Here is a 23,823-nt window from a genome sequence, read left to right on the forward strand (position 1 = left end):
GTTTCAGGAACTTTGAAAATTTTAAAAAACGTATTTTGATTGCTTTGAACATAAAGAAAGAGAGAACGAACTTCGTCCTCTCTAGGTGTTAGCTTTTCATCTACCCACTACAGTTGACAAAGAGCCTTTTATTTTAAAAAGTCCGCTTTTTTCGTATTTTGTTCATTTTTCACAAATACCATAATGGTTGAAGCCTACTATAGCCTTGATACCAAGTCCAAACAGCATCAGCCTGTTCTTTCATCAAGGGAATTTGGATGGGATCCACCTGCTCCGCCCACGAAAGAGCTCCCAGACTATTCACGGTCAGATAGAGGGCTAAAAGCCTCCAAAATTCCTCTGGAATAGCGCCGTCAAAATAGGCATCCACCTGACCACGCGCAAAGGCTGGAGACAAGTCTGCCGTAAAAATCAAACGGTTGAATTCTTCCCAAGGATCTCCTATGTCGTAGCGATCAAAGTCTAAGATTTTTAGTTTTCCATCTCTTCCCAGTAGAAAATTCCCTGTGTGAAAATCTCCATGATGGTAGGCAATCGGTCTTCCTGCTAGCAAGTGACGATTGGCCTGGACAAAGCCTATCATGGCTTGACCATTTGGATAGGAGTGACTACATGTACGATAAGCTTCTAGCTTACTGTCAATCTTAGCCTGATAGTAGTTGTTCAAGTCCCGTTGGCTTTGGTCAATTGACAGACCATGCAGGGCGCGTAAAAACTTTCCAGCCTGACAGCCCAATTCATACAAGACAGAATCAGACAGGCTGGAAGCCACTTCATTCATATCCTGACCTTCCACCCATTCATAAAGGGTGTAGACTGACAAGTCATCCGCCCAAAAACTTAGTGGCTCTGCCACAGGCAAACCTAGATCAAACAGGTTTTCAACTAACTGAAACTCTAATCGCTTAGCCTCATAGGCTGGTCGCTCTGCTATTCTCAACAGACCAAAGCGACCATCTTCTAGCTGGACCTTATACTTTCGGTCCGAGGACCAGCCTTTGGTGAGGGGCTGACGAGATAAAATCTTGACTGCCATCAGTCTAGATTAGGCTTATAGAAGGCGCGGTTGTCCATAGCAAAGATGCGGTTGGTCATCTCGCCTGGGCCGACCTTGTCCAAGGCCGATAGCATCATCATCATTTCCGCATCGATGTTGTCAATCATGTGGAGGATTTCCGCCTCCATAATCTGCGGACGGACTGGGCTTCCATACTCCAAGAGGCCATGGTGACTGAGGATAACGTGGCGCAGAACAGTCACTTCCTCCAGACTGTCATCGATGCCCAATTCCATCAATACCTTGGTAATCTCTTCGTCAATCAAGGAAATGTGCCCAATCAGATTGCCACGGACAGTGTAGCCTGTGTTATCAGGTCCTGTCAGTTCAATCACCTTGGCTAGGTCATGCAGCATAATTCCTGCAAAAAGCAAACTCTTGTTGAGCTGGGGATAGATGTCACCAATTTTATCTGCCAAGCGTACCATGGTCGCTGTATGGAAGGACAAGCCTGAGTAAAAGGCATGGTGATTGGTCTTGGCTGCTGGATAGGAATAGAATTCCTTGTCGTACTTGCTGTAAAGAGCACGGACAATCCGCTGCCATGTGGCATTTTCGATGCGGAAAATCATCTGGCTGAGATAGTCCTTGGTGTCCTTGACATCCACAGGTGGCTTTTCCTTGAAATCAGCAGGGTCGTTGGGCTCGCCTGCCTTTGGCAAACGGAGAACCAGTTGATTGACCTGGGGGGTGTTGTTGTAAACCTCACGGCGTCCCTGCATGTGAACAACAGTTCCAGCAGTAAAGTCCTTGATTTTCCCTGGTTGGGCATCCCAGACCTTGCCTTCAATTTCGCCAGTATCATCTTGGAAGGTCAGAGCTAGGTAGTCTTTGCCAGCTCGTGTTTGACGGACTTCTGCTGTCTTGATGAGATAGAATCCTTCGAAGAATTCATCTTTTTTCATTTGGTTAATTTTCATTATTTTCCTCATCTAATGGGGACAGGCCAAGCAGTCCCTTGGTTTGGTCATCTTCGTACAGATCAATGGTACGAAGACTACGCTCGATGGCGTTGGTGCGAGTGGTTAAGAGTTTGTCAATATTGCTGCTGGCTTGATTGAGTTGTTTCTGAGCCTTAAGTAAGAGGTCAGAAAACTTGCCAAATTCCAGCTTGACATTGCCCAAGACCTTGGAAATATCATCGGCCGACCGTTGAATGTTGAGGGTCTTAAAGCCGACGGAGAGGGAATTGAGCAGGGCAGACAGGGTGGTCGGTCCTGCTACCACGATATTTTCCTGACGGCGAAGCTCATCAAAGAAAATCGGATTGCGGACCACTTCTGAATAAAGCCCTTCGGTTGGCAAAAACAACACGCCAAAATTAGTGGTTTCAGGCGGATTGAGGTACTTGCTCTGAATGTCCTTGGCAAAACGTTTAATAGCCGCTAAGAGATTTTTGCGATGGAGGTCAATCTGGTCCTTGTCCCCACTTTCGTAGGCATCTTCCAAGCGGTAGTAATCCGCCAGCGGAAACTTGGAGTCGATTGGCAGATAGATATAGTCGCCTTCCGTCCGTCCTGGTAGCTTGACCGCATACTCCACACGCTCACTAGAGCCTGAAACTGTGGCAAACTCTCGCTCATATTGGCTAGGTGTCAAAATATCCTCGATAATCTGTCCCAGCTGCAATTCACCCATGATGCCACGGGTTTTGGTGCCAGACAGCACCTTGTTAAGACTACCCACATCACGCGCCACCGTCTGCATTTCACCCAGACCACGATTGACCGATTCCAACTGCTTGGACACCGTTTCAAAGGAGGCTTGTAGGCGGGTTTGCAGGGTTTTCTCCAGTTTTTCCTCAACCGTCTGCCGCATTTCTTCCAGGCGTTTTTCATTTGACTCCTGAATGGCCTGCAAACGGCGGTCGGTGGCATCTCGCGTTTCCAAGTGGCTCTTATTCAGCTCTTGACGGATGTCTGTTAGCTGTTGGTAAAGCTCCGTGCGGAGTCTTTCCACTTCCTGATGAATGGCTTGCTGCTGTTTGAGGGTAGCATTTTCCAGTTGATAGCTGAGCTGATCAGACAAGTTGTCTGCTGTATCTTCGGCTTGATCTTGCAACAGCAAGGCCAAGCTCTGCCATTTTCCATAAAGAAAAACCAAGGCAAGCAAGACCAGTATCAGCAAAATAAGTAATACAATATCCATCTAATCCCTGTCCTTACTGTAGATCAGGACCACGTAGCCCTGATCCAGTTGAATGTCTATGTCCCTATCTATAAATTCGTTAGAGGAATAGCATTTTTTGAAAAAATAATTGCTGGTATCCAGCGGGTACTTGGCATGACGAATGGTCAGGCGGCTTTGGTCCGACGGCATAAAGGAAATGTACTTCATACCTGCAATCGGTGACAAACGGTGCTGACCTGCAGGTCGAAATCGGACGACGTTATGACTGTCCACCAGTTCAATCTGCTCCATGTAAGGTGCCAAGTCTGGCTCAGCTGGCAAAAAGAGATTGGCCATCATGTGATCCATGCGTCCACCCAAAGCAGCATATATGCGAACCTGGGCCTGTGGATAGGCCTTGAAGATTTCCTTTAAAGCCAACTCCAAGTCTGTATCATCTTTTTCAGTAGGAGCTTGCAAAAAACGCTCTGCTTGATCCTTTATCCGCCCTAATTCTTCAGGTGTCACCGAGTCAAAATCACCGATAGCCCAGTCAAGAGGCAGGGAATGGTCCAGAAGACGAAGAGAGCCTGCATCTACCCCCACATAGAGGTCGGCAGGCTCAGGAAGACAGTCAAAGGAACCGCCTGCAATGACAGCAATCTTAATCATTGAGGGCTGCTCTCAGTTTGGCAACGTTGGCATCCAAGTCTCCTTTGAAGAGGTAGGAACCAGCCACAAAGACATTGGCACCCGCATTTTTGGCTGAATGAATGGTCTTGTCATCAATTCCGCCGTCCACTTCAATGTCAAAGTTCAAGCCTTTGTCTTCACGAAGTTTGACCAAGGCCTCAATCTTCTCAGCTACTTCTGGAATGTAGGCCTGACCACCAAAACCTGGGTTGACCGTCATGAGCAGCACCTGATCCACCAAGTTGAGCACTGGCTCAATGGTCACAAGAGGAGTGCCTGGATTGATGACCACACCCACCTTCATCCCAGCTGCACGAATTTTTTGCAGGGTCCCATGCAGGTGAACCGTTGCTTCTGCGTGAATGGTCAAGATATCCGCACCCGCACGTGCAAAGGTCTCAATATGATTTTCAGGATTAGAGACCATGAGATGGCAATCAAAAACCAGCTTGCTATGAGGACGCATAGCCGCAACCACGTCCGCCCCAAAGCTGATATTTGGTACGAAATGACCATCCATGACATCAATGTGCACATACTCCACACCTGTCTTTTCTAGACGCTTGAGCTCTTTTTCAAAATTTGCATAATCTGCCGCCAAAATAGACGGTGCAATCTTATAATGTGACATACAGAACCAACTTTCTATTTGAATTTCTTACTTACCTTTGTATAGGTTTCACGCTGATTTTGGATTTCGCTGAGGAATTGGAGATAATTGTCAAAGCGACTTTGGGAAATGGCAGAGCTGGCAACAGCTTCCTTGACCGCACAATCCGGCTCATGGGTATGGGTACAGGTCCTAAATTTGCAGCCCTGGCTGGCTTCCGCAATTTCTGGGAAACAATCTGTCAGAGCCTCCGACTCCTTGACTTCATAGTCTAGGGATGAAAAACCTGGCGTATCCGCAATTTTCCCACCGAAGACATTGTAGAAGCTGACCGCACGGGTGGTATGGCGACCACGCCCCAGACTATCTGAAATAGCCCCTGTTTCCAAGGCTAATTCTGGCGCAATGCGATTGAGAAGAGTCGACTTGCCAACCCCTGTCTGGCCCATAAAAACCGTCACCTTGTCCTGCAATAATGGCGTCAATTCCTCCAAATGATAGACAAATGGATAGCCAATTTTCTCATAGATAGCCTTGAAGGCATCCATCTCCGTCCGATCTTCTACCAAATCCATCTTAGATATATAAATAATAGGATCCATGTCCTTTTGTTCCAAAAGCACTAGGAAACGATCCAGTAGATTGGCATTAAAATCAGGTTCCTTGGCCGACATGATAACCACCGCCTGATCAATATTGACGATAGGAGGTCGAACCAAACTATTTTTCCGCTCATGGATTTTTAAAATATAGCCTTCTGAGTTTTCCTCCGCAGAAAAGTCCACAAAATCACCCACGTAGGGCGTTTGGCCCTTCTTACGAAAATTTCCTCTGGCTCTGGTTTGATAAATCTGTCCATCTGCCTCGACATAGTAAAAACCAGCCAAGGCCTTGATAATTCTTCCTTGCAATGAAGACTCCTTTGTGTGTACTTGTTCCTATTATACCAAATTTCCTACAAAAAAACCGCAAGCGGTTTCGATTTTACACTTTACTCTAGTCATTTCAAATAAAAAATAGTATAATAAAAACAAGCGGAGGTGGTGGAACGGCAGACACGCATGCTTCAGGCGCATGTGCCCATCGGGTGTGAGGGTTCAAATCCCTTCCTCCGCATGATAAATGGAGAGACCCCAAGTCAGAATTATTGGCTTGGGGTTATTTTTATATCTTCTCACTCAATTTCCCATCACACATTTCCAAAACCACATCAAACATGTCTAGGAGGGCAGGGTCTGTTTCATGCAAGATGGTGATGATAAGTTTGTCCTCCAGCTGCAAGAGGTTGGTCAAAACCTGCTTAGTCAAGACAGGGTCTAAATGGGCGGTCGGTTCATCCAAGAGCAAAATCTCCTTACCAGTCATCAGGGCACGGAGCAGACATAGGACATTTTTCTCGCCACCACTCAAGAAACTGGGGTCTGTTGTTGTACGCAAGGTGTCCTGTAAACTCATTGGCAAGTTCCTTAACAAGCTAAGCATGACATCTCTTCCCTTCTCATAGGTTCCAAAAACAGACACATTGTTTTCAAAATCGGTATGGTAAAGATGCTCAAACTGGCTGAGATAGAAGGCGGTAGCTGCTTCCATTTCATGCAAAACATCGTTTTCCAGATAGGAAACACTCCCCTTGTCCAGAGCCAGTTCTCCTGCCAACACTCGTAAAAAAGTGGATTTCCCGCTGGCTGACGGACCAATGATGGCATACTTTTTCCCCTTGTCAAACCGATAGGAAAAATCTGCTACCACTAATTCTCCCACATGATAGGCCACTTCCCTGACTTCCAAGGCTGTCACATTGGGATAGCTTGGTACTTGCTCAGACAAGACCTGACCAGCAAGATAACCTTCTAAATTGGCAACCGTTTCCTTGGTCGAATGGATATAATTGACATCCAAGAGGATGTATTTCATAGGATAGATGAAATTTTCAACATAGCTGAAGGTTGCAATGGCAGCACCGATGGTCAACTCTTTTTGTAGCAAGAGATAGCCGACCAAGCCAAAAGCTGTTAATTGCACCAAAAACATGGAGAAGCCATTGACAACATTGGCCAGGGTCTTGAATTGACCAAAGCGAAAACGGGCCTGTTCACTTTCTTCTACTGATCGATGGTGGACACGGCTGATGGAGCCGAAGGTTTCACTATTAACGCGGTTCTTAGCAGAAAAGAGGTCAGTCACCACCTGAAAATAGCCTTCCAAACTCTGTAAAAATGACCGCTGACGCTGAGAAAGAGGACCCGAAATCCACTTGGGAATGAAAACCGCCAAGGCAGATGACAAAATAATGCCTACCGCAACCAGCGGATGAACAAAGAGAAAGAGGGAAACCGCATAGATGAACATGCTCAAACTAGAGCGGATAATGTCCATGAGGGGACTCAGGTAACTTTCCTCAATGGTTTCCAAATCGTTGTCAAAAATGGATAAATAGGCAGAGACATTCTTCTCTGAAAATTTGGCTAAAGGCCGCGATAACAAGCTGTTTGCCAGACCTTTTTTAGCCGTGACATAGAATCCCTGAGACACCTTCCACTCATAAACCTGAGAAATGTACTGAAAGACTGAATTGGCAATGATGGTCAAAGCATAGGCCAATAAGAGCCAGACAAGTCCTGTCCAGCCCATCTGAAAAATATGATCAAAAAGATACTTATTCAACTCCGGCAAAGCGACATTTGTCAAACTATATAAGATATGGAAAATCAACTGAATGGCAATAACTGGTTTCAATTGATAGATGATTTTTTTCATAACTCCTCCAAATAGGAACTTAATTGCTCTCCCCAATCCTTACCACCCCATCATAACGAGAAAGGACCTCATCGGACACGCGGTGGGAAATATGAATGAGTGTCTTATCAGCTAGTGAGATAAGGTAATTTTCAATCACTGCATAGGTTTCCTGATCCAAGGCAGACAGACTTTCATCCAGCAACAAGATATCCTTATCTTGCAGCAAGGCACGGATCAAGAGCAGGCGTTGCTTTTGTCCGCCAGACAGTCCGCTATCATCACTAATTTCCTCGCTCAAAGAAGCATAACTTGGGAAACGACTGTCAAGATTCATGGTCTTAATGAGCGACATCAGCCTATCTTCTGAAACCTCCCGTCCCATGGTCAAGTTGTAAAGAACAGTATCATGGAAAAGGGCTCCCTCTTGTGGCAGATAGGCAATCTTGTCTTGAATGGCTTGGTAGGATAAGTCTGCAAGAGAGGTTTTATCAAAGTAAATATCCCCTGCTTGCAGTTGGCTATTCTTGGTCAAAATAAGAGCCAAGGAAGATTTGCCAGAACCACTTTCCCCAAGAATTAAATACTTCTTGCCTCGTTCAAACGCTACGGTCAGGTCTTCAAAGACCTGCTTCTCACCGATGGCATAACTAGCCTTGGCCAGTTGCATGTTCTGGAAAGCTGAAGCTAGTTCCTGTCCCTTCGTTTCTTGACCAGAAGTAGATAGCTCAAACTCTTTCTTCAATTCCTTAACGGCATGCCTGTCCAAAAAGGCTGCCGCAATGCTGTTAATGGGATCCACCAACTGCTCTGAAATGGTCAGAATAGCTGTCAAGCCGCCGATGGTCAAGGCGCCTGATAAAACCTGAAAACCACCGATAAAGATAATCGAAAGAGTGGTCAGATAAAAGACGACACCGACTAAGAGCCGCATGGTTACTGTCGTTCGATTGGCCTGATTGACCTTGTCATTGACTGCTTGATAGCGATCGTTCAGCCCATCTAAAACTTGCTGTCTTTGGCGGCTATTTTTCACTTGCAAATAACTCAGAAAGACATCTGAAACCCTTGTATTATAGACCTGCTGACTGTCCGAAATCGCCTCCTGATTGAGCCTTCTCCGCTTTTTGAATAGATAGGGAATCACAACTGGCAAGAATGAGATCAGAATCAAGAAAATAGCGGTCAGACCATCCAGGCTAAGCAAGGCCAAACTGGCAATACCAAAGGTACAAGCACCTTGAAAAATCGTAAAGAAAGCGTCGTAATAATCTTCTTTCACCATCTCCAAATCATTATTGAGCTGAGAAATATAGGCCCCTGCCCCCTGCTCAACGAACTCTCTAAAAGGTAAATCAAACATTTTCCCAATAAAGGTCGCCTGCAATTGGAAACCTACTTGATTGAGATAGCTGACATTGGCAATCTGACGAATGTATTCAAAGACCAGCATGACAAGGACAGTTAACCCCATCTGCACAAAATAAGACACAAAGGCTTGTCTATCTCCAGTTGCAATAGCATCAATAATGTAGCGATATTGGTACAGAAATCCAACATTTAGCAGGGCTACTGCAAAAATACAAGATAAGGTTAGCCAAAAATTCCTCTTTTTCATTTCCCCTCCATCGTTTGATAGATTTCTAAGCAAAACAATAAAAAATCTGTATTAAACACCGTTATTATACCACAACTTCCCATGTTTGCGTATGTTTTCACATAAATAAGAAACCAAGCCAGCTATCTGACTTGGTTTATTTTTATTCTGTCGTTTCAGTCGCTACTTTGAAAAAATCTTTGTATTTCAAAAGGTAGCCTTTCCCTGTGGATAGGTCGTATTGGACCAGTTTGAGCTCTTCTGCAACTTTCGCATCTCGCTCAGCCTGTCCTACTCGGTCCTTATGAAGCACTTCAGTCAAGAGGGCATAGTAAGGACTGACCTTGTTATTGGTCGTTTCCAACATGAGGGCATTCATGTCACTAGAATTGACCAAATCATAATGGTAGTCTTCTGTTTCAAAATTACTCCAAACGAAATAATCTGTCTTATATTGCAGACTTGGATCAGTCACAAAGGCTGACTCAGGATACAAACCTGGCAAATGGTCGCCGTAAAAGACAACGGTCACCTTTTTATCCAAGGTCTTGAGCTGGTCTAGAAAATCCCTGGTTGCCTGATCCGTAAAGGATAGAAGACGAACATAGCTATTGAGGTTGGCATTCTCCTCAGCCGTGAAACCCTCACCCGAAGCTGTAATACTTGCAGGCTCAGCAGAGTTCCACTGCACATGGTTTTGCATGGTAATGGCAGAGACGAATGTATTTGTTCCTGAACGCACCTGCTCCAAAATCAAATCATAGGTCTTCTTGTCACTGACAAAATTACCCTGATAATCTTCAGCCGTCACTGCAAGTGGATAGTTGGCACTATTGAGCGTATAGAACTGTTCAATCCCCAACTGTTTATAGATAGAATTACGATTGTAGCTAGTATCGAAGTAGGGGTGAATAGCCACACGATTCTCTGCTGGATAGAGGTCGCTGATACTTGGCAACTTCTTCATATTTGGTGCCACATCCAGATAGACTGACGAAATAGAAGAATTATAATTGTAAAGTGGTAAACCACTATAAACCTGAAACTCAATATTGGCAGTCCCACCACCATAGTGGTCACTCTTCATCAAGCCACTGGTAGTCTGACTCATGATGTACTCAATATTTGGTAGAACATTTTGGCTGAGGGTTACACCTGGAATCCGACGAGGGTCAGCCAAGCTCTCACTAAGAATGTAGATAACCGTCTGGTCAGTCAATTGACCTGTCCGCTCTGCATTGATTTCCTCAGCCAAGGCAGTGTATTTCTTCACAATGGCCTTCATGGTCTTCTCAGAGTAATTCTCAGGCATTTCCATACTGGTCTTGCTAAGCTGCTGCAACCAGAGGAATGAAAGAGTGCGATAACGAGCCACAAAGGCATAGCCCTTCCAGTCTACGTTACGCCAGTTATTGACCTGAGAAAGAATAGGTATCCAGCCAGCAATCTTATGGTCTTTTTCATTGCGAATAGCCCAACCCATCCCTAAAATTAGAGATACGATGACTGAAACTCCGGCCAGCCTTTTCCAGATAGAAGCGACAATCCTTCCTTGGAAGTAGTTCTTATGAATTTTCCGATAAAGAAAGAACAGAAGAACTAAAAAGAATAGCGATATGAGCACAACACGCAGACTGATAAAGCTGAGAATCATTCCCAAGTTCCCGACCCATTTGAAATCATTGGGGGTCAATGGCTCCGAGCGGTAGCGGAATTTTAGGAAATTGGCCGCTATCAAGGTCACATTTAGTCCAGCAATCACAGCAACCGATAGGATTTGACGGTTGATGACTAAGCTGATGATAATGTTTAGGAAAAAGAGGCAGGCAATTTGAAAGACAATAGCACCCGGAAAGAGATGGCGTGTGAAATAAGAACCAGTTCCACCAGCCATTGAAGCCTGATAACCGATATGCGACAACATAGCCAGAGCCAGGCTGATAAAGAGCATACTGTGGACATTGGTTCGATTGGCCTTAAACTCTACAAATGCATTAAAAAGATAGCGGAGAAATATGTAGGTCCCTATAAAATGAATAGGTGCAAACAAGGGTGTCTGGCTGAAAAACTCTATGTAAGAACCTTTCTCAACCAAACTCTCATAATGGCTATCTTTCCAGTAAGATATAGCTAGAGGGCTGAGAGAAAGCAAACAGGTCAAGAGCAAATAGCCATCTGGTACCAAATGATTGGCTGACCACTGGCTTAATTTTTCTCGAATACCCGTCTTTTTCTGCCATAAAACTGCCAATAATACAGGAAGAGCCAGCATCAGAAGCAGCTCAAATTGAAAAAGATTATTCCGGAAAATATTCCAGGGTTGATATTTCTTGGCATTGAGCCGATAGACTAGATTGACAAGATACATAAAGCCTAAAAAATAGCCGACATACTTGGCAAAGCTCTTAGTCTTGATAAACTGTTCGTACTTATCCAGCAGGACCAGGATATAAAAAGTAAAAATAAGATAGGCAAGTAAGGGCAGGGGGACAAACCAGAGCGGAAAAGATACTCCACTTAGCAATAGAGCCCGACCCATCGCAAGCAAAATGGTCATAATCATGACTAGAATAAATTGCTTGCTTGCCTTTGGATTGATTTGTTTCATAACATTTCTCTCTTAGGAAAGGTTTGATTTTCTGTAAATAACGATGTAGTACATCGACCAGACTAGCCATCCAGTCAAGCTAATCGCGATAACAGGCAGTAACCACCACTGTTGCTTGTAGGATAGGACAAGTGTATTCTGCCCTTTTTTGCTGATAACCGTTGGCACACCGATTGTGGAAAGATGGTAATCCGACTTCCCTAACTGTTTCCCATTCAGTGTCAACTCACTATCTCGATAAACAACGATTGGTACACGGATTTCCTCAGTTTGACTCGCTGACCAACTAATTTCTAGTTTGTCACCTAGGACTTTCTTATCAAATTGCATATTGGGCAAAATAATCTGGTCACGATAGCGATCATAACGAGATTTCGGCTCATTTACTGCTCGAACATTCTCTTCTTTATCCGACAAGACTGGCACATAATCAGGAGTCGATTTTTGAGCTAGTTGAACAAATTCACCTACGTTTTCTGAATGCAGAGAGTCACGTAATTCTTCCGTCGTTCCATAGAGCGTCGTATGAAGCATGTCTTGTAAAAACTCCGCATCATTGTATTGGTATTTGACCGATTGATTAAATTGATGCCAAGTAAAACCAACACCAATCATGGTTGATAAGATCGTCATACCCACAAACAACTTTTTGCGTATATCAAACTCTGTCAATTGAAGACCAACAATCGTTAACAGTAAGGCATTTGCATACAAAAAGAATCTAAAAGGGAATTGGATCAAATCCACTAGCCCAATTCCTTTACCAGCAAATAGTTGCCATGGAAAAAGATTTGTTGAAAAAATAAAAAATACCAAAAAAGTTAAAGTCAGACTCCTCAATACCGCCGATTGCTGCTTCCACTTTTTCACCATAAAATATAAAGTGGTTGCAAAGATGATTGGTAGAGAGTATGGAAAGTATAAGAAATAGGCCTTCGACCAGGTAACTGTTGACTGAACAAATTTTTTATTAACAAATGGTGCAGCTAATTCATTGGTTGCATTTACATATAGCAAGGGGAACCAAATATTTACCGTCAAAATCAGAAAAATTCCAACCGAAAATAGAACATCTTTCACTACATTCCATTTGTCATTTGATTTTAACCAGCCAATTAAGAAAAGAATTGCATAGGCTAGGATGAGAAACAAAGCCGACAACATGTGTATATGGAGCATTACTCCTACTGCACCCGCCATCAGAAAAATAGGGACTTTACCAGTTTTTAGGAATCGAACAGCTGGAATCAAACAAAGAGGAAACAAAGCCACTCCCCAACTTGAAAATCCTTGTTCCACCCACCAATATTGAATGGAGTAGGTGGTCACAAAAAACATAGACAGACAAACTGATAGTGAGTAACGTACTTTCACTTCTCGCATTAAAAAATAAAGCGAACTTGCACTTAACACTCCTATAAGAAGATTGGACAGTAGTTGATATCGATACCAAGTTCCTGCTATCAAGAGCAAGCCCCCCTGCAAATAGGCTAGATAAGGGCCATATAAAGCATTGACAATCCTACCAGACTGTTGATAGCCATGCAAGCTCAGCATATAGGAAAAATCTCCTGTCTTAATTTGCATAGCAGTATCATAAAAACGGTTGTAGTGGAAAACAATGTCATCTCCTGTCACCACTGATTTTGTCCAAACCTGTGGAAGTAAGAGGATGATGGAAAAAAGAAAAAATGCAGTTACTGCAACAATATTTGGATGTTTTTTGATTAAATATTTCAACATGATTCTACCTTCATAAAAAAAGAGGGAAACCCTCTCTTGTTTTTGTAAATATTCTGCCAATTTGCAGACAATATTTTTCAAAAGTTAGTCACTTTTCAGTATAGCAAGCTTTCCACCCACTGTCAACGAACAAGGCAAACAGAAAAAAATTTTCCATTAAAATAAATATTGATTGCAGATTTCTCCGCAATCAATACTTGCTTATAAACCGACTTCTTGTAGGCTGTCAGACAGACGTGCGAAGTCAGCCATGGAAAGTGCTTCTCCACGCACACTGGCTTCCAGCTCTGCCATGCCAAGTGCCTGCGTCAGCTTATCCTTGACTTCTTCGGACTTGCCGAAATGGTTGGTCAGGTTGTTCCACAAGGTCTTGCGGCGGTGAACAAAGCTGGCCTTGGACACCCGGAAGAAGAAATCTTCGTCTTTGACACTAACCAAGGGCTGCTCGCGGCGGACCATTTTGAGAATGGCGGAGTCCACGTTTGGCGCAGGTACAAAGACGGTGCGAGGCACGATGAAAGCCACCTTGGCAGTCATGTAGTACTGGACCGCAATGGACAAGCTTCCGTAAGCCTTGGTGTTGGGCTCGGCAGAAATGCGGTCGGCCACCTCCCGCTGCATCATAACCACAAACTCGCTGAAGGGAATCTTGCTCTCAATCAGGTGCATGAGGATAGGGGTGGTGATGTAATAGGGCAGGTTGGCCACGACCTTGATAGGCAGGTCAGGGTTCTTGAAGTTCTGGATCTGGGTCAGCAGGTCGGTTTTCAAGATGTCTTGGTTGACCACAGTCACATTGTCAAAGCGACCCAAGGTGTCCGCCAAAATCGGAATCAGGCGGTCGTCAATCTCAAAGGCCATGACTTCGGCGGCATTTTCCGCCAAAAACTCGGTCAAGGCCCCGATTCCAGGACCAATCTCAATGACATTGACATTCTGGTCAATCTCTGCCGTATCCACAATTTTCTGTAGAATATTGGTATCGGTCAAAAAGTTCTGACCGAAGGATTTCTTAAAGGTAAACCCGTGGCGTTCAAGGACGGCACGAGTAACGTTTTTGTCTGCGATTCTCATGTGTGTTCTTTCTAAATAATTCTGTAGGTAGTCATTAATGCTCTAACTTCTTCTACCCCAAAAGTATCATCTGCTTCTTCAAAAGCAGCAATGGACTGTGTAAATGCTTGTTCAGCTAAATCAGTTATTCTGCTTGTAGCATAGATTTCCCCCAAACCTCGATAGGCACAAGCTTGGGCAATGAGGTCGTCTGTCATCAAAGCATTCTCTAAACTTCGTTTCATAAAATGCAGAGCAGATTCTAGCTCTCCTAGTTGCAATCGTAAATAACCTTGTTCGTACTCATTAACCGACCATTTCAATTTATCTTCTGAAAAATCAGTTGCTAGCAACGTAGCCTCTTCCTCAATTAACTCCAAAGCCTTCTTAAAGTTACCTTGACTCCGATAGACCATGGCAAGTTGGTGCAAACCGATATGTTCTTGTTCAGTATTCTTTTCATTTCTAGCTAATTGAATATAGCGTTGGCAGGCTAGTAAGGCTTTATCAAAGTTTTCTTCCTCAAGATAAAGGTAGGCAAATAGATTGAGACCAGCATAATCCAAACAAGTTTCAACTTGATACTCTTTCTCAAGTAACTGCTTAGCTTCTACTAGTTTTCCTTCAAAAAAGAATTCCCATGCCTTGTCTATAGTATTACTCATATACATCTCCCATCGTATCTTCACATTATTCTGAGTTCATAATCTTGATTTTACCAACGGTTACTAGATAGTCTCCATTCTATCCTCACTTATAACGGTCCTTTAGCGACAAGATATACAACTGGTCTGCTTCGACCATATAAATCAACCGATTCTCCGCATCAATCCTTCTTGACCAGGCTCCTTGATAGTCATACTTCAAAGGTTCTGGCTTGGCAATTCCTTCAAACGGGTGTCGTTGCATATCCTTGATAATCTTATTGATTCTCTTCAGTGTTTTCTTATCCTGACCTTGCCAATAAAGATAGTCTTCCCAGGCATCCTCTGTAAAATGGATTCCCATGCTAGTCCGCCTCTATCAGATTGCGTTCTTGGGTTTGTCCCGCTTTGACTTGAGCCATACCACGTAGGACTTTCTGAGATAGGTAGGCGTTCCGAGCAACAGCGAGGGTTTCTTGTAAGCTATCCCACTCGCTCTTTGACAGTACCACAATATCTTCCTCTGGATTTTTATTAACCACGACCAAGGGCTCAAACTCGTCATTGACCTTTTTCATATAGTCCTTTAAGTGATTTCGAAAATGGGAATATACAATAGCTTCCATAAGCAATACCTCTCATCATTTCTAGGCTTACTATAGCATAGAAAAAAAGAGTTGTCAAACTTATTGTACAACTCTTCGTCAATTCTTATGTGTGTTTCGCATTCTTTGCCTCTTATTTTAAAAAAGCGGAACAAAATACTTGTTGTTTTCCGAATTAATCTAGTGTAGGGAAGTTCCGAAGGCGGGACGGAAATCTGATGCAGGAGGTGAGGCCATGGCACAACTCCTTAGAAAGGTGACCGTCGATGTCAGTTTATGAGGCAATTGAGCTAATGATAAACTTTGGCATTCTTTTACTGGCTATTTTAAGAACCTGTATTCACACGTGAAGTGCTTTTACATAAGAGATAGTTTTTTAGCTAGTCAAGGCAGTTTTTTGAGGGAATACTGACTGTATTTTAAAAAAAACTAACGATGAGTAGCTGAAAAACTAGCCTTAGGTGGAAGTACTGAACTGTGAATATAGGTTCTAATATTTCAACGAAAAAAATAAACAGTAAAACCGCACTTCCAACTTTGACTGGTCTGTAAGTAGCGGTTTTTCTGTTATCTACAAATCCGTCCCGTCTTTAAAACGGTCCTATTGGTCCTCAAGTGAAAACTTGAGGACCTTTCTATTTATATTCTAGGATTTTTAAGTAAAATTGTCAAGTCTAACAGCAGTTTGCTTCTACATCCTACTTGTTATCAATCTTCCACTCGCCGTCTTCAAACCAGTAAAAATTCTCCGTCAGCTGTGGCTGTTCAAAGATTTCCAGCATGGTTTCAAAACCGTCTGCCAGCTGAACATTCTTCAATTCTGCACGGTCAATCCAGAAGACCTCTCCCTCATCTGAGGATTGAAGAACTCCTGAAAACTGGTTGGTTTTGTAGCAAAATACCAGATAGCGATAATTGTCAGTAGGATCCGTCCAGTTTTGAATGCCACAGAGTTCGAGATTGGATACCGTCAAGCCTGTTTCTTCTTTGACCTCACGGATGACGGAGGAAATAATTGACTCATTTGGCTCGACATGGCCCCCAGGGAAAGTCACACCAGGCCACTTTTCAGACTTCCTATCCTGGACCAACACCCGCTGATTGTCTGTAATCATGCACATATTGGTTAGGATGACTTGTTCTCGTCTAGACATTCCCTATCTCCCCAAATCATCAAAATAATAAAGATTCAAAAACTCTTCCTCAGTAACTGGACGTTCAAAATTGTAAAACCAGCGATAGACTTCCACGGCTGCTCCATCAAACTCTATCCTGTCGTCCATTTCTTGCACACCGGCAATATGAAACAAACGGCTCTGCTTCCAAATACCATCCGCATTGACATAGCCATCTTCAACTAAACCACGCAAATAGTCTGCTAGTTTGTTCTTATCAACCTGCTCATCCTCCCAAACAAGGACATCAGCCGGCAGCAAGTAGGTCACTTCTTCATAAGATGAATAATTTTCATAAGAAGGTTCAAACTCGTTTTTTACCAAGCACTTAACAGCATAGACCCTATCCATGATAGCTCTCCATACACTCTTCCACTTCCACCAAGCTTATCCCAAACAGCTCCAAACGTTTGAGCAGTTGCTTGCCGTTACAGTAGCCGATGCGGAGCTTTTCTCCCAGATACTCCCTCCGCTTGCGACTGTCGCCACCCATAAGGAGCCCTAGGCGCATTAGATCTGACTTGGTGATGTCAAAGTTATGTTCATCATCATAGTAGCCACGCAGGCCTGCAAGGGCCTTTTCCAAGTCTTCAAAGCTGGCGTGCTCAATGCCCAAGGACCGCCCTTTTGTCTTGGATTTAGGTGTAGCCTCGTCCCGCTGTAAGAAGGCGTGTTTGACCGTGGGAATGGCCTGCATAATGATTTTTCGAATCCGCTCGCCATTGTAGTCTGGGTCAGTAAAGACAATGACGCCCCGCAGGTCGTGGAGTTTCTCGATGCGTTCCAAGTCATCGTCTGATATGGCAGAGCCCCTGGTTTCGTAGGTATCCACCTCGTAAAATCGTTTTAGGTTTGCTGTATCATCCTTGCCTTCAACAACAAGGACTTCCTGAATCTTAATTTTCTGTGTCAATTCTGAACAAGCTCCTTGCATTCTCGTAGGTCGCTTTCGCCACTTCTTCGACCGACTGGTTGCGAAGCTGGGCCAGCATATCCACCACATATCTGGTGTAGCCGGTACGATTTTCCCGACCACGCTTAGGAACTGGGGCCAGGTAAGGCGCATCCGTCTCGACCAGGATTTTTTCTAGGGGCAATGCTTGCGCCGCTTCCTGAAGTTCGACAGCTTTTTTGAAGGTCACTACTCCCGAGAAGGAGATGTGCATACCCAAGTCCATAAAGGCCTGAGCCTCCTCCAGAGTGCCAGAGAAGGAATGCATGATACCTCCGCGCGGACCAACGCCGACTTCCTTTATAATCTGATAGGTATCTTCCAAAGCATCGCGAGTATGAACCACAAAGGGTAAGTCCAACTGCTTGGCCAACTCCATCTGTCGCTTGAAAACACGAGCTTGGGTTTCCTTATCCGCCGTCATCCAGTAGTAGTCTAGCCCAATCTCCCCCAGGGCAATGACCTTGGGATGTTTGAGTGCCTCAAGCAAGTAGCTTTCTACTTCCTCGTCATAGGTTCCAGCCTCCGTCGGATGCCAGCCCAGTGTCAGATAAATTTCAGGGTGCTGGTCAGCAAGCTCCATAGCCTTGTCAATGGTAGCTCGGTCAAAACCAACGACGTTGTGGAGGGTGACCCCCATCTCCTTGGCAAAGTCTAATTCTTCTTGGACCCGACCCTCAAACTGCTCTACGTTGAGGTGGGTGTGAGTATCAAAAATTTCTATCATGGTTCTATTGTACCATATTTTAAGCTATTCTTTTCCAACGAAAAAACCAGCAGACTCGAGTTTCTGCTGGTTTTAGTTGTATTCTTATGCTACTGTAAGAACTTTACGTCCCTTACGGCGACGAGCTGCTAACACGCGACGGCCGTTTTTAGTTGCCATACGGCTACGGAAACCGTGTTTACGTGCGCGACGGATTTTACTTGGTTGAAAAGTACGTTTCACGATGAATACCTCCTCTTAGATTCTTGTATTCGTTTAGCCGGCTAGTTTTGATCAGTTACTAAACATACCAAACTATTTTATATAAATTCTGGGGGTTTGTCAAGCTATTCTATTCTATTTTCAATCAGATTAAGAAAAAATATTGAAAAAAAGAGGACTAGCCTCTTCTTAATCATGATTTCCTTCAATATCCACTACAACATAGCGGTTTGGCTCGCTACCTTCTGAATAACTTGTCAAGCCGTCCATTTTAGAAATAATCCGGTGAATAATTTTACGCTCACTGCTAGACATCGGATCTGTATGATAGGCTTCTTGCTCAGCCAAGACACGTTCAGCCAATTTTTGAGCATAACCTTGAAGCACTTCAGCACGGTGTTCTACATAGTCATTCACATTGATGGTAATGTAGAAGTTACGCTCATAGCGATTATATAGGAAGTTCTGAGCCAACAATTGCAAAGCTTTCAAGACCTTGCCATGATAACCGATGACACGGCCTGGTTCATTGGTATCTACTTGGATATTGATTGTACGGCGGTTGTGGCTAGTTTCAATGCTCGCCTCAACATCCATATCATCCAAAATTTCTTGGATATAGGCTGTTACTTCACCAACCACTGTCTCAATATCATACTGTTGCTCAACCTTGATATCCAAATCAGCAAACTCTTCTTTTTCGTTGTCTTCTTGTTCTTCTGAAACCGTATCTTGAGCAACACTTGCTGGTTCCTTAGACGGTTGTTCTTTCTCTACTAACAATTCGTCAGAAAGAATTTCAATTCGCCCCGTTTCTTCTAAAATCGTCGTAGCTTCTTTTTCATTTTTCAAAATCTGAGCCTTAATTTCATCATCAAGCGTTTGACCAGATTTTTCAAATTCTTTGACCGCTGCAACGACCTTGCCTAAATCAATGGTAGCTTCGGAAATACTTTTGACTGGTTCATTGAGCTCATTGATTTCATCTGGAACTCCACGAACTGCTTTTTGGTTAGCTTTTACAACCGTTGTTTCATTAATTACGTCAATATCTACAATTGCTTCTTTTTTACCAAATCCAAGAAAACCTTTTTTCTCACGTGCTACAACTGTAATATGCGCTTTCTTGCGAGGAATATTTAACTCCTCTAAACCATTTTGAATGGCCTCTTCAACATTTGCACCTGTAAATTTCATCTTCTCTCTCCTACTATATTCATCCTATTTATGTTTACGTGCTTTCTTTTGCGCTCGCCTGATTTTTGCTTGACGTTCTTTTTCTGCATCAATCTTTGCTTGACGCTCTGCTATGATTTTAAATGGGTTATTTAATAGCATGGTTTGAGCTACTTGATAGGCATTGGACACCGTCCAGTATAAAGCAACCCCACTTGCCGATGTCATGGCAAAGAAGAAAATGATAACAGGCATGACATACATCATAACTGTGAGCGCTCCATTCTTCTCCACCGCTGCTTTATTCGATAGCCATGTACTCAAAAAAGTAAAGAGTGCAGCTAGTATTGGTAATATGAAATAAGGATCTGGCTCACCAAGATTCAACCATAGAAAATGTCCGACCTTCAGAGTCTCCACTCTTGTCAAAGCCTGGAAAAGCGCTAACAAGATTGGCATTTGAATAAACAGTGGCCACATTGATGAAGTCATGTTTACACCATTCTCTTTATAAAGCTTTTGAGTTTCCTCATAAAGCCTTTGTCGGCTTTCCATATCTGTTCCAGCATATTCTTCCTGCAATTTCTTCAACTCAGGTTGAAGTTCTTGCATTTTTCTAGAAGAATTCATCTGAATCTGAAACAGAGGTAATAAAATAGTTCTAATTAAAATCGTAAAGAGAATTATACCGATTCCAATTTGACCGTTTATCGATAAAAATTGAATAACGCTAGCAAACCAATAAATCAATTTGTCCCAAGCGTCTGTAGACTGGCTAGTCACTGGTCCTGTACCACATGCTGTTAGTACAAGTGAAGCCACGAAAATGAGACCGGCCCACTTAACTTTCTTTTTCAATCTCAACACCTTCCTGGTATAGTTTAGCGAGTTTCAAAACATGGACAAGGTTTTGCTTGATTTCTTGGTAAGTCAACTCTTCCACACCTTTACGTGCAATAATAACAAAATCCTCACTAACCAAGTGTTTTTGACACTCTATTAAGACATGTCGAAGTCTACGCTTAATACGTGTCCTCGTGACAGCGTTTCCCAATTTTTTACTGACTGATAGCCCTACTCGAAAATGTTCCTGTTCCCCAGCTAAATGATAGACAACAAACTTTCGGTTGGCTGCATTGTTTCCTTTTGTAAAAATGTCATTAAAATCTCGTTCACGCTTGACACGATAGCTTTTCTTCAAACCGTCACTCCATCTTTCAAAATTACCTCTATTATACCATAAAATTCAAAAAAGCCAATAAACATACCGTTTAGAGCCGGCCATACCAATAAAAGAAAAATGCATGCAACTATTTTCACGATGCATGCGCTTTTTCAAGATGTTTTCACAAAACTTACACTACATAAAGGTTAATCCCTCATTTACAAAGCCATTATATCACATTTCTCTACCCCAAACTAACGATAGCATTAAAAATAATTTTTAAAATGAATTTTTCTTCATGCGTTTAGAGGGTTTTTGATAGCGCTAGTTTTCTTTTGCTTGTTGAATTTGCAAACGGATCGATTCAAAACCCGTCCCGCCCAGTGATTTCCTACGTTGGACTGCTGTTTTCGATTGTAAAGACGTGTAAATATCTACCTCTATCAAATCAGAAATTTCTTGGTAGCGTTCTAGAGGAACATCTTGTAGATAATATCCAGCCTTGCTGCATTCCAAGACTAGTTTACCGACAATTTCATGAGCCTGACGGAAGGGCATTCCCTTGCTGGCCAGATAATCTGCCAACTCCGTCGCATTTGAAAAATCCTTCTCTGTTGACTGGGCCATCTTCTCCTTGTGAACGGTCATCGTTTTCAGCATACCAGCCAAAATATCAATCGAAACCAAGATTGTTTCTGCTGTGTCAAACATGCCTTCCTTATCTTCCTGCAAATCCTTGTTATAGGTCAGAGGCAGGGATTTCATGACTGTCAACAGACCGACCAAATTCCCATAAACCCGACCCGTTTTTCCCCGAATCAATTCTGCCATATCTGGATTTTTCTTCTGAGGCATGATGGAAGAACCTGTTGAAAAGGTATCAGATAGGGTGACAAATTGGTATTCATGTGAACACCAGTTAATGATTTCTTCACACAAACGCGACATGTGCATCATGAGGATACTGGCATTTGACAGAAATTCCAAGATAAAATCACGGTCAGACACAGCATCAAGGGAATTGCTGTAAGGCTTAGCAAATCCCATCAAATCAGACGTCATCTGACGGTCAATCGGAAAGGTCGTTCCAGCCAAAGCTGCCGCGCCAAGTGGGGAGATATCAGTGTGTTGCACATTGAAGTCAAACCGTTCCTTATCCCGCTGAAACATGTTGTAGTAAGCCAACAAATGCTGGGCAAAGCTGATAGGCTGGGCATGTTGCAAATGTGTGTAGCCCGGCATGATGGTCTCCACATGTTGCTCCGCCAGATCCAGCAAGACCTCCTGCAAGTTAGTCAACTTGCTGATAACCTGGAAGAGGGTATCTTTCAAATACAGGTGCATATCCGTTGCCACCTGGTCGTTACGAGAACGAGCTGTATGGAGTTTGCCTGCAACTGAGCCTATTTTCTCCGTCAATAGACTTTCAATATTCATGTGAATATCTTCATTTCGAATATCAAAGACCAGCTTGCCAGCCTCATGCTCCTCTAGCAATTCTTCCAGACCAGCTTGAATGACCTGAGCCTCAGCTTGAGAGATAATCCTAGTTTGCCCCAGCATCTTGACATGGGCTAAAGAACCCTGAATATCGTACTTGGCCAGTTTTTGATCAAATCGGATGGAAGCTCCGAATTCTTCAACCCATTCCTCAAGACTGGCTTCAAAGCGACCTCCCCATAATTTCTTTGCTTCCATAAGCTCCTACTTTCTAGCTCTTTTTATGAATTTCCGCATTGACCTTGGTTGGTAATCCCCAAAGCTTGATGAAACCAACTGCTGCATCTTGATCAAAGGTATCTGCACTGGTATAGGTTGCCAAATCTTCGTCATACAGCGAATTTGGAGATTTCCGAGCAACCACTTTGGCTGACCCCTTATACAATTTCACTTTTGCGGTGCCATTAACAACTGCCTGGGTCTGAGCAAGATAGGCCTTCAAGGCATCTGTTGCTGGATTGAACCACAAACCATTGTAAATCAAGTTAGAGAGTTCATTTGAAACAATCGGTTTGAAATGCGATACTTCACGCACCAAAGTCAAATCTTCAATTTCCTTGTGAGCTGTCAGAAGGGTAATAGCACCTGGACACCCATAAATTTCACGTGACTTGATTCCGACCAAACGATTTTCCACGTGGTCAATCCGACCCACACCATGTTTACCAGCAATGACATTGAGTCTTTGAATGAGATTAGCAAGACTTAACTTTTCACCATTTACAGCAACAGGAATACCTGCTTTAAACTCAATATCGACATACTCAGGAGTATCTGGTGCATTTTCTGGAGAAGTAGTGATGCCAAAAGCATCTTCTGGCGCTTCATTCCATGGATTTTCCAAGACACCACACTCATTGGCACGACCCCAGAGGTTTTGGTCGACTGAGTAAGGACTATCCAGGTCAGCTGGGACTGGTACACCATTTTCCTTGGCGAAAATGATTTCTTCTTCACGCGCCCACTTCCATTCACGGACAGGAGCCACGACTTTCAAGCTTGGATCTAGGGCTGCAATGGCTACCTCAAATCGCACCTGGTCATTTCCCTTACCGGTACAGCCGTGGGCAATAGTGGTTGCTCCTGTTTTATGGGCCATTTCCACCAACTTTTTAGAAATCAAGGGACGGCTGAGAGCCGATACCAGCGGATATTTTTGCTCATAGTATGCATGGGCTTGTAGGGCAGGCAGGACATACTCTTGAGCGAACTCTTCTTTTACATCCAATACATGGGACTCCACAGCACCGATAGACAAGGCCTTATCATGAATAAAATCCAAATCCTTTCCTTCACCCACATCCATACACACCGCAATCACATCATAGTCTTTTTTCAACCACGCAATCGCAACGGAAGTGTCTAGGCCACCTGAATAGGCTAAAATTAATTTTTCTTTTGTCATAAACTTTCTCATTTCTATATATATTAGCAAATAAAACTTAGTGACTATTATAGTGTATATTTATACT

At 43.4% G+C, this 23,823-nt stretch carries 25 protein-coding genes and 1 tRNA gene; 2 read left to right on the forward strand and 24 right to left on the reverse strand.

What is annotated here, in order from left to right:
• Positions 1-169: 169 nt before the first annotated feature.
• The 6 genes from NF418_RS09205 to rsgA are packed head-to-tail and all read right to left on the reverse strand — an operon-like array spanning position 170 to position 5,380.
• Positions 170-1,036, reverse strand: a complete 867-nt coding sequence (locus NF418_RS09205; protein ID WP_256779380.1) for an aminoglycoside phosphotransferase family protein — start codon at positions 1,034-1,036, stop codon at positions 170-172.
• Entirely contained in the window at positions 1,036-1,977 is a 942-nt protein-coding gene (locus NF418_RS09210) for a 3'-5' exoribonuclease YhaM family protein (protein ID WP_024388546.1), read from the reverse strand. The genes NF418_RS09205 and NF418_RS09210 overlap by 1 nt, the downstream gene beginning before the upstream one ends.
• On the reverse strand, positions 1,967-3,205 hold the full coding sequence (locus NF418_RS09215; protein ID WP_256779381.1) for a DNA recombination protein RmuC: 1,239 nt from the start codon (positions 3,203-3,205) through the stop codon (positions 1,967-1,969). Before NF418_RS09215 ends, NF418_RS09210 begins: the two co-directional genes overlap by 11 nt.
• Entirely contained in the window at positions 3,206-3,838 is a 633-nt protein-coding gene (locus NF418_RS09220) for a thiamine diphosphokinase (RefSeq protein ID WP_256779382.1), read from the reverse strand.
• Positions 3,831-4,490: a ribulose-phosphate 3-epimerase gene (gene rpe / locus NF418_RS09225; RefSeq protein ID WP_256779383.1), complete on the reverse strand. Its 660-nt coding sequence runs from the start codon at positions 4,488-4,490 to the stop codon at positions 3,831-3,833. The genes NF418_RS09220 and rpe overlap by 8 nt, the downstream gene beginning before the upstream one ends.
• A 14-nt stretch (positions 4,491-4,504) precedes the next feature.
• The gene (rsgA, locus tag NF418_RS09230) at positions 4,505-5,380 is read right to left on the reverse strand and encodes a ribosome small subunit-dependent GTPase A (RefSeq protein WP_256779384.1); all 876 of its coding nucleotides are present in this window, start codon (positions 5,378-5,380) and stop codon (positions 4,505-4,507) included.
• A 123-nt stretch (positions 5,381-5,503) separates the two neighbouring features.
• On the opposite strand from rsgA, the gene NF418_RS09235 reads away from it, so the two are divergent.
• Positions 5,504-5,585 (forward strand) — tRNA-Leu (locus NF418_RS09235).
• A gap of 48 nt (positions 5,586-5,633) precedes the next feature.
• Here NF418_RS09235 and NF418_RS09240 read toward each other — a convergent pair.
• The 8 genes from NF418_RS09240 to NF418_RS09275 all read right to left on the reverse strand — a co-directional run bounded on the left by NF418_RS09240 (position 5,634) and on the right by NF418_RS09275 (position 15,476).
• On the reverse strand, positions 5,634-7,226 hold the full coding sequence (locus tag NF418_RS09240; protein WP_256779386.1) for an ATP-binding cassette domain-containing protein: 1,593 nt from the start codon (positions 7,224-7,226) through the stop codon (positions 5,634-5,636).
• Positions 7,227-7,245: 19 nt separating this feature from the next.
• Entirely contained in the window at positions 7,246-8,823 is a 1,578-nt protein-coding gene (locus tag NF418_RS09245) for an ATP-binding cassette domain-containing protein (protein WP_256779387.1), read from the reverse strand.
• A gap of 142 nt (positions 8,824-8,965) precedes the next feature.
• Positions 8,966-11,410 carry an LTA synthase family protein gene (locus tag NF418_RS09250; RefSeq protein WP_256779388.1) on the reverse strand — a complete coding sequence of 815 codons (2,445 nt, stop codon included), beginning with the start codon at positions 11,408-11,410 and terminating at the stop codon, positions 8,966-8,968.
• 12 nt (positions 11,411-11,422) lie between these two features.
• Positions 11,423-13,153, reverse strand: coding sequence for a hypothetical protein (locus NF418_RS09255; RefSeq protein WP_256779390.1), 1,731 nt, complete (start codon positions 13,151-13,153; stop codon positions 11,423-11,425).
• A gap of 201 nt (positions 13,154-13,354) precedes the next feature.
• Positions 13,355-14,227: a 16S rRNA (adenine(1518)-N(6)/adenine(1519)-N(6))-dimethyltransferase RsmA gene (gene rsmA / locus NF418_RS09260; protein WP_256779392.1), complete on the reverse strand. Its 873-nt coding sequence runs from the start codon at positions 14,225-14,227 to the stop codon at positions 13,355-13,357.
• An 11-nt stretch (positions 14,228-14,238) separates the two neighbouring features.
• Positions 14,239-14,871 (reverse strand): tetratricopeptide repeat protein, encoded by a 633-nt coding sequence (locus NF418_RS09265; RefSeq protein WP_256779394.1) that lies wholly within the window; start codon positions 14,869-14,871, stop codon positions 14,239-14,241.
• An 85-nt stretch (positions 14,872-14,956) separates the two neighbouring features.
• On the reverse strand, positions 14,957-15,214 hold the full coding sequence (locus NF418_RS09270; protein ID WP_256779396.1) for a Txe/YoeB family addiction module toxin: 258 nt from the start codon (positions 15,212-15,214) through the stop codon (positions 14,957-14,959).
• 1 nt (position 15,215) lies between these two features.
• Positions 15,216-15,476: a type II toxin-antitoxin system Phd/YefM family antitoxin gene (locus tag NF418_RS09275; protein WP_029693774.1), complete on the reverse strand. Its 261-nt coding sequence runs from the start codon at positions 15,474-15,476 to the stop codon at positions 15,216-15,218.
• Positions 15,477-15,721: 245 nt separating this feature from the next.
• Between NF418_RS09275 and NF418_RS10725 the strand changes: the two genes are divergently transcribed.
• Positions 15,722-15,805: a putative holin-like toxin gene (locus NF418_RS10725; RefSeq protein WP_363132793.1), complete on the forward strand. Its 84-nt coding sequence runs from the start codon at positions 15,722-15,724 to the stop codon at positions 15,803-15,805.
• A gap of 348 nt (positions 15,806-16,153) precedes the next feature.
• Here the strand turns inward: NF418_RS10725 and NF418_RS09280 are convergent, their stop codons facing one another.
• From NF418_RS09280 to NF418_RS09325, 10 genes are all read right to left on the reverse strand, one after another.
• Positions 16,154-16,609, reverse strand: coding sequence for an 8-oxo-dGTP diphosphatase (locus tag NF418_RS09280; RefSeq protein ID WP_256779397.1), 456 nt, complete (start codon positions 16,607-16,609; stop codon positions 16,154-16,156).
• A gap of 3 nt (positions 16,610-16,612) precedes the next feature.
• On the reverse strand, positions 16,613-16,981 hold the full coding sequence (locus NF418_RS09285; RefSeq protein WP_256779398.1) for a hypothetical protein: 369 nt from the start codon (positions 16,979-16,981) through the stop codon (positions 16,613-16,615).
• Positions 16,974-17,564 (reverse strand): ribonuclease M5, encoded by a 591-nt coding sequence (rnmV, locus tag NF418_RS09290; RefSeq protein ID WP_256779399.1) that lies wholly within the window; start codon positions 17,562-17,564, stop codon positions 16,974-16,976. Before rnmV ends, NF418_RS09285 begins: the two co-directional genes overlap by 8 nt.
• Positions 17,527-18,309, reverse strand: a complete 783-nt coding sequence (locus NF418_RS09295; protein WP_256779400.1) for a TatD family hydrolase — start codon at positions 18,307-18,309, stop codon at positions 17,527-17,529. Before NF418_RS09295 ends, rnmV begins: the two co-directional genes overlap by 38 nt.
• Before the next feature lie 84 nt (positions 18,310-18,393).
• Entirely contained in the window at positions 18,394-18,531 is a 138-nt protein-coding gene (gene rpmH / locus NF418_RS09300) for a 50S ribosomal protein L34 (RefSeq protein ID WP_002939016.1), read from the reverse strand.
• 168 nt (positions 18,532-18,699) lie between these two features.
• On the reverse strand, positions 18,700-19,707 hold the full coding sequence (gene jag, locus NF418_RS09305; RefSeq protein ID WP_256779401.1) for an RNA-binding cell elongation regulator Jag/EloR: 1,008 nt from the start codon (positions 19,705-19,707) through the stop codon (positions 18,700-18,702).
• Positions 19,708-19,731: 24 nt separating this feature from the next.
• On the reverse strand, positions 19,732-20,544 hold the full coding sequence (locus tag NF418_RS09310) for a YidC/Oxa1 family membrane protein insertase (protein ID WP_256779402.1): 813 nt from the start codon (positions 20,542-20,544) through the stop codon (positions 19,732-19,734).
• The gene (gene rnpA / locus NF418_RS09315; RefSeq protein ID WP_105109013.1) at positions 20,528-20,887 is read right to left on the reverse strand and encodes a ribonuclease P protein component; all 360 of its coding nucleotides are present in this window, start codon (positions 20,885-20,887) and stop codon (positions 20,528-20,530) included. The genes NF418_RS09310 and rnpA overlap by 17 nt, the downstream gene beginning before the upstream one ends.
• A 288-nt stretch (positions 20,888-21,175) precedes the next feature.
• Positions 21,176-22,549 carry an argininosuccinate lyase gene (gene argH, locus NF418_RS09320; protein WP_256779403.1) on the reverse strand — a complete coding sequence of 458 codons (1,374 nt, stop codon included), beginning with the start codon at positions 22,547-22,549 and terminating at the stop codon, positions 21,176-21,178.
• Between the two features lie 13 nt (positions 22,550-22,562).
• Positions 22,563-23,756: an argininosuccinate synthase gene (locus NF418_RS09325; protein WP_256779404.1), complete on the reverse strand. Its 1,194-nt coding sequence runs from the start codon at positions 23,754-23,756 to the stop codon at positions 22,563-22,565.
• Positions 23,757-23,823 lie beyond the last annotated feature (67 nt).

Source organism: Streptococcus suis (genome assembly GCF_024509555.1).
Classification (GTDB): domain Bacteria; phylum Bacillota; class Bacilli; order Lactobacillales; family Streptococcaceae; genus Streptococcus; species Streptococcus suis_AD.